Consider the following 8,539-nt stretch of genomic DNA (forward strand, 5'->3'; position numbering starts at 1 on the left):
ATGTCAAATAATCATGCAAATAATAGTTTCGAACGAGGAAGTCGAATTTCTCATACCTATTTTATTAATGATGATGAAGTCAAACAATATCTAAACAATTGTGAGATTCCTGTTGAAGCAGAAGATGTTGAATTGAATGATGCTCTTAAATATGACATTATTTATCCAGAGAAAAATACAATTGAATTTATTGTTGCAGTTGATGGAGAGAGTACAACCATTCCAGTTAAAAAGAGCTTTCCATCTTCATTAATCACTTTCTTTCAGTTTGGTTCGCTACTTATCAAAGGTTCCGATTTGGATGATATGGAAAAGAAGCCATTTGTGTCACCATCTGATATAAATAAATTAAAAAAGATAGAACGAGAAAAATTTGTATTGCCTACAAAGAATGTAGCTCTTAAAAAAGATATTGATTTTCGAACGACTGTTAGAGAAGCAATTCACGAATTTTTCAAAAAGAAACACTCAGGCAGAACATCTATTCTTGCAACATTGTATTGGTTCATATTTGAGCAATATAACCCTTCTTCAACCAAGAGTATTTATAAACTTTCTAAATGTCCTCATTGCGGAACAAATAACATTATTTTAGATAAAGACAAAATAGACTTTCAAAATTATTCTTGGAAATGTACTCATGATAAATGTAATAAAGAAATATTGATCACTGATGTATTCAGATTATTTGAGAAAGTTGATAATGATGCTGGAGCATCTGGAATTGTTACCTATTTGGAAAGCGTTATAGAAAGTTTCTTTACAATCCATACAATCAAAAGCTTAATGGAAATTCAGGAGGGTTTGGTAGACCGTTTTTTATTTGTAAAGGATGGTCCTTTAAGTTTCGGTGGTGAAACGGCTAATATGCATAAGCCAATGCAGGCCTTGTTGAGTTATCTTAGCCAAAACAATAAGATTAACTTGGTTGGAGTTGAAACTTCAGGTGCTTTTGTAGATCATGCTAGACAAATTAAAGACAAACTGAATCCTGGTCAGGTTTTTTTACTAAACAATGAGCATATTTACACATATATACAAGTTGGCAATCACAAAGAACAACAGTACGGCAGTACATCGTATTACAGTGGTAAGTTTATTTATAAATCTTTCGACGAAAGGGTTTATGTCCTGACAATACCCGTTGAAAACCATATAACGTACTACAATCAGCCCGAACTAATGGATTTAAAAAATATTCAGGAAATACTTATGAATATTGATAAATTGAGATGTGATATTTATGAAAATGCGTTGATTCCTGTGGCTGTGGCCAACAAACTTATTTCGTTAACAAATCATCCAAGTTCCAAAATATTGGAGACGTTTGCAAAAAAAATTATGGGAAGATGATTAAATTAGAAATACAAAATGCTCCTGTCTACCTAAACTCTGAAACCGTTGATTTAGCCATTGAAAAAATGGAAGACTTTTTCAGCTCCAAAAATAGAAGTCAGAAGCGATATAACTGGCCTTTTAATAAGGAAATAGATAACGAGCTAAAGAAATTTTTGCATGTAGCATTCCACGGCAAATGTGGGTACTGTGAAATTAAAATAGAATCACAAGAATTAGGAACTGTTGACAGATACAGACCTAATAATGGGGTAAGGGATAATAAAGAATTTTATCAAGATTTGTATTGGTGGTTAACCTTTGAATGGGATAATTTAATTTATGCTTGCAAAGAATGTAATCAATATAAAGGAAATTATTTTCCAGTCAGGGGAGTAAGAGCATCAAATGAAAAAGATGATTATAAAAATGAACATCGTATGCTATTAAACCCGTACCTTGATGAAACTGACAAACATTTTAACTACTTACACAGTAATGACGGTTACATTGATGCGTTAACAGATGAAGGACTTCAGACTATTGAATTATTAAGGCTTAATAGAACTAATTTATTAGAAGGAAGAAGAAACGCAAGAAAGGAAATTATAGAGGCCGTAGAGTCTTTAATCAATGGGACACAAATTGATAATCGTTCACTTAAAAAATATCTAGCAAATATTTATGAACAAGAAGACCCAACTATTGAATTTCTATCTTATAAAAGATTTGTTTTATTAAATGAGTTAGATTCTACACCATTCTTGGGCCAAATAATTGGCTTAGAAGATTATCAAACTGATGATGATTGGTTTAGAGAAAAAGAAAAACCAACTAAAAGAGAAAGATTATGGAAAGATATTGTGAAAAGTGACTACTTCCCAATAGAATACATCCATATCAAAAATTTTAAATCCATTGATGATTTAAGAATTGATTTTAAAGAAGATGATATAAATAAAAAATCGTGGCTGTTTTTACTTGGAGAAAATGGGGTCGGTAAGAGCTCAATACTTCAAGCAATCGCTATTGGGCTAAGTTTGGATAAAAAGTTTATAAATAAGGATATTGTTCAATCTTTAATAAAGAAAAGAAAGCAAACTGCTGAAATTATTATAAAGGAAAGGAACGATAAAAACATTATTCATACTACCCTGATTCGTAAATCCGGTACAGTCAAGCAAAATGGTAATTTTAGTTCTTATTTGATTGGTTATGGCTCATTAAGGCTTTCAGTTGATGATATTGAAAATAATTCGAAACGAGATACTTCTAAAATAAGCTATCAAAATTTATTTAAGCCAACTAAACCATTAAATGATGTTACAAAATGGTTGAGGGCAATACACAAAAACGATATTGACTTTTTTGATAAAGTAGCAGTGTCTATAAAAAAATTATTGCCACATGATAAATTAGATACTAACCTTTCCATCAAAAATGGTGAAATTGTTCTTGGCTATTCAGAAAATCTATTTTCAGAATTAAGCGATGGTTATAAAAGCACAATTACATTAGCTCTTGATATAATGATGAAGCTTTCAGATGCTCAGTCAGATATGTCTGTGATGATAGGAATTGTTTTAATTGACGAGCTGGGAAATCAACTACATCCACGATGGCAAATGAGAATTGTAAAGCAACTGCGAGAAGTATTCCCTAATATTAATTTTATTATTTCCACACATCACCCACTTTGTCTTAGAGGAGCAGAAACAAACGAAATTTTGTTACTTAAAAATTTAGACGATCAAGTTGTTGCAAGTACCGAATTGCCTGATCCGGCTTCTTTAAGAGTTGACCAAATTTTAGCTTCAGAATTTTTTGGATTAAATAGTCTTATTGACCCCGAAATAGAAGCTTCATTTAATCGGTATTATGAGTTATTAGCCAAAAATGATGAAATTAGTTCAAGTGAAAGGATGGAGATTGACCAATTAAGAGCGTTTCTTAGAGATAAAAAGCAATTAGGGAACTCTTTGAGAGATGAGCTTATGTACACCGTAATTGATAGATTATTGGCTGAAAAAGTTGCATTTGATAAGCAAAGTTTTGATAGGAATAATTTAAAAGAAGAAGCGGTACAAAGAGTGAAGGAGGTCTGGAAAAATCTAAATATTGACTTGTATGATTAATGTTAAAAGATTAGACTGTCCGGACATTTTGAAAATTGGTGAAAATCCGCCGAGTGATGGTGAGTTCGAAGCAAAGGATGCTATCGAATATTTTCGAGATGTAGCTAATCATCTGAAAAAATATGAAAAAACAGGTAAAAGAGGTTCAAGAACAAAAGATAGTTATGCTGTTTATTCAAACAAACAAGTTAGAAAACTACTTGTAACAATGTTTCATGGTAAATGTGCTTATTGTGAAAGTAAAATCACAGCAATTTACAATGGTGACATTGAACATTTTAGACCTAAAGGAGGAATTGAAGATACAAGCCCGAATAAGCCGGGCTACTTTTGGTTAGCTTCTGAATGGGAAAATTTATTATTTGCTTGTCCCTTTTGCAACCAAACAAATACTCATGAGCTCAGAAATGGAGCAAATATTGAAGAAGCGGTTTTTGGTAAGCTTGACCAATTTCCTCTAGTGTCAGAAGCCCATCGTTTAAATTATAATCATGGATTAATTTATTTTACTGATAATGAAAATTATCAAAAGGCTTTTGATTTAGAGGAGTCCGAAAGATTATTGCTAAATCCATGCAAAGATGGTAGTATAGAAAAGTACTTTAAATATGATGAAGATGGGGCAATAATTACAAATGATGGTCTAACAGACTTTGAAGAAAAGAAAGCAATGCAATCAATCATTACCTATGCTTTGCATAGGCTACCTCTAACAATTGCCCGAGAACAAAAGATTATTAAAATAAAAGCACAAATAAAGCGTGTCGAAAATGCAATAATTAATTACAATAATTATATGGCTGAATCAGAAGAGAAAAGAATTTGGTTTGAAGGAATTATGAGAGAAGAAATGAGAATACTAAAGAAATATAAAGACCCTGACCAAGAATATGCAGGATTAGCAAGGTATATTATTGATAAATATTTTGATGAAGCAAATTTCATTTAATGGAATAACTTGTTTTCAAAAGAGATATCAACATTAGTTTGAGTGTCCGTTGAATAAAATTGTTGGGTTGCTTGCAGGATTTTATTATGATTTTTTTTGGTTACCTTTAAATTCTGGATTATTGCCTTCTTACCAAAGATCCCGAAACTTTGTGAACCTGCATAAATTTGCCGCTTAATTTTATCGTTTTTTACCTGGGTTTTTGTCATAGAATATTTTAGCAGAAGTGTTTTTTTAATATATTTACTTAAACTATTAGAAAGTGGTATTGTTAAAATTTCCAGCGGATATTAAAAGTGATTTCAATGGTTATGATTACTGCGTTGAAATTATAAATTTAGTAAAAGATTTAAAAAATGATGAAGTTGTTTTTGATTTTCAGAATGTATCCTTTTTTGAAGCAAATTTAACAGCACTTTTTGGAGTTTGCTTGGAGATATTAATTTCCAACAATAACAAATTTAAAATTATTAATATTCAGAACAAGGTTGAGACAATTTTGCGAAAGAACAATTTTTTAGTGGAGTTAGGATATGAAAAAATTATTGACAATTATGAAACTTCATTGCAATATAAAAGATTTGACCCTAAAGATGATGATGGTTTTAATAATTATATTTTAGAGCAATTACTTTCAAAAAGTGAATTTCCTTCCATTAGTCCAAAATTACATAAAGAAATCTTGAGGAATATTTTTGAGATTTATGAAAATGCAAGAACTCACGGTAAGTGTGATTATATTCATACTTGTGGTCAATTTTTCCCTAGAAAACCTAATAAACCTTTACATTTTACGTTAGTTGATAAAGGTGTAAATATAAAAGAGAATGTTTCTAATTTTTTGAAAAAAGATATAGTAAGTTCAGATGCTATAGAATGGGCAATGGTTAAAGGTAATACAACGAAAATTGATACCTCTGGTGGTTTAGGTTTGGCAGTGATTTTTGAATTTATTAAATTAAATAGAGGCAAAATTCAGATAATTTCGGCAGATGGATATTTTGAATATAGAAATGATTTGGTAAGCAAATTAAATTTAAATTCATATTTTAATGGCACAATAGTTACAATTATATTTAATCTAAATGATAAAAATTACTACAGTTTAGTAAACGAAAAAAGAGATTTAAAAAACTTATTTTAATAGTATATTTGCATAAACAATATCAGTATGACTCACATATTTGTAAAAGATTTAATAGGTACAGATTTGGCAGTTTCTACAGAGAATGGTCAGAAAGTGTATGAGATATTAGAAGAGAACCTAGATAAAAGTCAACAAATTGTTTTAGATTTTGATGGTATTTCTTTGATAATAACTGCATTTTTAAATGCAGCAATTGGTTCTTTATTCAAGAATCAGAAATATTCTGCAGAATTCTTGAATCATAATCTTCTTCTAAAAAATGTAGATTCAAATGATGCATATCTTTTTCGAGAAGTAATAAGTAGGGCAAGAGAATATTTTGCTGATAAAGATTTTGTTGAAAAAAATAATAGAGATTCAATTTATGGCAAAGATTAGTGTTGACTCTTATAAAGTTTCCTTCTCTGATATTTTTTTCTTTGATACTAACATTTGGCTTTTATTATTTGGTACTGTAGCTGATTTCGAAAAAAACGAACAACGTAAATATTCAAATTTTTTCGCAGAACTAGTTTCGAAAGACAAACCAATTTATACTACTTCTCTGGTTTTTTCAGAATTTTCAAATGTATTACTGCGAAGAGATTTCAGATTGTGGCAAAAAAAAGATAATAATTTTAATAAAGATTTTAAAAGAGATTTTGTAGGAACCGCAGAGTATAAAAAATCCGTCGAATCGATAAAAATCCAACTTAATAAAATTTTAACGCTGCCTAATCTTGTAAGAGTTGGAGATAGTTTTCATATTTTAAATTTTGATAGAATTTTTACAAACTTTGATTTCATAGATTTTAATGATAGTTATTATGCAGAAGTATGTTTGCAAAACAATTATAAGTTAGTTTCAAATGATAGAGATCTTTTTATGCTGGAAGAAAGTCTTGATATTATAACGGCACTTTCATAACATTCTGACTAACGTTAAATTTTAATATTGTGATTTCAATATCTCTGTCAGTCAATCCAAATTTAGTGTTTTGTTTTTGAATTCTTTTGGCTGCAGCAATTTTTCTTTTCTCGTCAAGAAAAAGGTAGGTTGAAGGTGGTTGGTAGCTTTGACTTTTCACAAGCATTTTCCAGATGATGACGGTGAGTTAACGGGCCAGAGCGGAGACAGCGGTTGCTCTTCCTTTTTTGTAGTTCAGTCTTTAGAAAAAATCTGCCAACCAGCCTTCTTTGAGATTGCCGATGGCATTGGCGGTGTTTCGAATAGCAATTTTGAGCCTTGAACTTCCTTTGGGGATGTGGTTGGACAGAACTTTGCCTCCGCTTATCTTGTTGTTTGTGGCGAGCCGTAGTCAGGCCGTGAACTGTTTAGCAGTGGGGAATTTTCTAATACCGTCTAATCCAATTTCAGCGATAAGGGTCATAATCAATCCCTCACTTACCCCTTCAATACCCATCAGATCTACACCTTCGAAGTATTGGTAAGCAAGAAAATTTATATCCGTTTGGCTTACTGTAAACTTCGGTGATATTGACCACCCAGTTTCAATTTAAACTGACCACCTAAGTTCGGTTTAAACTGACCACCTAATTTCGGAGTAAGTTGACCACCCCTTTTTTCATTCAATGAACTGCTTTTTTCATGTGCTAATGTTGGTTCAAATTTAGATAAAAATTACTGTTTGTTGATGCGTTTCTTTTTTCTCATCGATTCGCCCTGAAGTTCCAGTCGGTGAGATTGGTGGATAAGGCGGTCCAGAATGGCATCGGCAATGGTTTTTTCACCGATGATGTCGTACCATCCCGGTACGGGGATCTGCGAAGTAACGATCACAGAGCCGTTGTTGTGGCGGTCTTCGATGATTCCAAGCAGGGCGATTCTGTTCTGCCCGTCTAATGGCTGAAGGCCGAAGTCATCGAGGATAATCACGTCTTGGCGCTGTATTTTTGCCAGTTCACGCAAGTAGGAGCCATCTGCCTTAGCCATCTTTAATTTGACAAAAAGTTTCGAGGTATTGAAGTAATTCACCTTATAGCCTTCAATGCAGGCTTGGTAACCAAGGGCTGTGCCCAGGTAGCTTTTGCCTACACCTGTGCTTCCCGTGATGAGGATATTCTCGTTTTTCTCTACAAATTCGCAACCCGCAAGTCGCAGTACAAGAGTGCGGTCGAGGTTTCGGGAACTCTCGAAGCTGATTTCCTCGATGCTGGATTTGTAGTGGAACTTGGCGTTCTTAATGCTTCTCTCGATGCGTCTGTTGTGTCTTTCGTCCCATTCGGCATCTACAAGCATCGAGACAAACTCATCGATGGTGTAATGATCGGTTTTTGCGCTTTCAACCGCGGCCTGGAAGGAACTGTGCATGCCGTGGAGCTGCATCTGTTTCATTTTGGTAAGGGTGGGCTCGTTCATAATTTGAATGATCTTTAAGTGTTATTTTTGTTACTTGTTACTTGTTACTTTTCTCTTGCTTCTTGATTCTCGATTCCTGTTTGCCATCAGTTGTAATAATGTTTTCCGCGGATATTGGCGTGTTCGGGAAGCTGGTTTTCGCCGGGCTGTTCTTCCTCGGGGTTGCGCTGATCCAGATTGTTTCCAAAATCCTTTCAATGGCTTTGTAGCTGAAGTTTTCGAACTCCAGACCTCGCCTGCAGGCGTTGATCAGGCGTTCTCTGCCCACCCTTTTCTCAAAACTAAATAGTCGCTCCTTAAAATGTGTTTAACATATTGAATATTAGTGTTTTAATCAATATTTCACTTGTGTTTTCTTGCAGGCTTTTGTATCTTAGAGCCTTAAAACCTTGCAAATATGTTGGGAAAAAATCCAGAGAAACTGCCAGAATTATTCCGTCCTATGTTGATAGATTTTATTGATAATACGCACGAACTTGTTTTGCTTGCAGAAAAAGTTGATTGGAATTATTTTGAAAAAGAATTCGCCTCCCTATATTCCAAGAAAGGAAACGCAAGCCATCCGATCCGGTTTATGGTGGGCTGTCTGCTTCTGAAACACCTTTACAATTTGG

At 33.0% G+C, this 8,539-nt stretch carries 7 protein-coding genes and 1 pseudogene; 7 read left to right on the forward strand and 1 reads right to left on the reverse strand.

Annotated elements, in window-relative coordinates; translation table 11 throughout:
* The 6 genes from AP75_RS08175 (at position 1) to AP75_RS08205 (ending at position 6,473) form a co-directional block, all read left to right on the forward strand.
* Positions 1 to 1,353 (forward strand): hypothetical protein, encoded by a 1,353-nt coding sequence (locus tag AP75_RS08175; protein ID WP_088264222.1) that lies wholly within the window; start codon positions 1 to 3, stop codon positions 1,351 to 1,353.
* Positions 1,350 to 3,470: an AAA family ATPase gene (locus AP75_RS08180; RefSeq protein WP_088264224.1), complete on the forward strand. Its 2,121-nt coding sequence runs from the start codon at positions 1,350 to 1,352 to the stop codon at positions 3,468 to 3,470. Before AP75_RS08175 ends, AP75_RS08180 begins: the two co-directional genes overlap by 4 nt.
* Positions 3,463 to 4,419 (forward strand): HNH endonuclease family protein, encoded by a 957-nt coding sequence (locus tag AP75_RS08185; RefSeq protein WP_031502632.1) that lies wholly within the window; start codon positions 3,463 to 3,465, stop codon positions 4,417 to 4,419. Before AP75_RS08180 ends, AP75_RS08185 begins: the two co-directional genes overlap by 8 nt.
* Before the next feature lie 268 nt (positions 4,420 to 4,687).
* Positions 4,688 to 5,563: a hypothetical protein gene (locus tag AP75_RS08195; RefSeq protein WP_088264226.1), complete on the forward strand. Its 876-nt coding sequence runs from the start codon at positions 4,688 to 4,690 to the stop codon at positions 5,561 to 5,563.
* 27 nt (positions 5,564 to 5,590) lie between these two features.
* The gene (locus tag AP75_RS08200) at positions 5,591 to 5,944 is read left to right on the forward strand and encodes an STAS-like domain-containing protein (RefSeq protein WP_051872609.1); all 354 of its coding nucleotides are present in this window, start codon (positions 5,591 to 5,593) and stop codon (positions 5,942 to 5,944) included.
* Complete coding sequence (locus AP75_RS08205) at positions 5,931 to 6,473, forward strand: PIN domain-containing protein (protein ID WP_031502638.1); 543 nt, start codon at positions 5,931 to 5,933, stop codon at positions 6,471 to 6,473. The genes AP75_RS08200 and AP75_RS08205 overlap by 14 nt, the downstream gene beginning before the upstream one ends.
* Positions 6,474 to 7,187: 714 nt before the next feature.
* Here AP75_RS08205 and istB read toward each other — a convergent pair.
* Positions 7,188 to 7,925, reverse strand: coding sequence for an IS21-like element helper ATPase IstB (istB, locus tag AP75_RS08215; protein ID WP_031502640.1), 738 nt, complete (start codon positions 7,923 to 7,925; stop codon positions 7,188 to 7,190).
* A gap of 397 nt (positions 7,926 to 8,322) precedes the next feature.
* Between istB and AP75_RS08220 the strand changes: the two are divergent.
* Positions 8,323 to 8,539 (forward strand): annotated as a pseudogene (locus AP75_RS08220) (IS5/IS1182 family transposase); the annotation flags it as partial.

Origin of the sequence: Kaistella haifensis DSM 19056, from assembly GCF_000735695.2 — a bacterium.
Lineage (GTDB): Bacteria > Bacteroidota > Bacteroidia > Flavobacteriales > Weeksellaceae > Kaistella > Kaistella haifensis.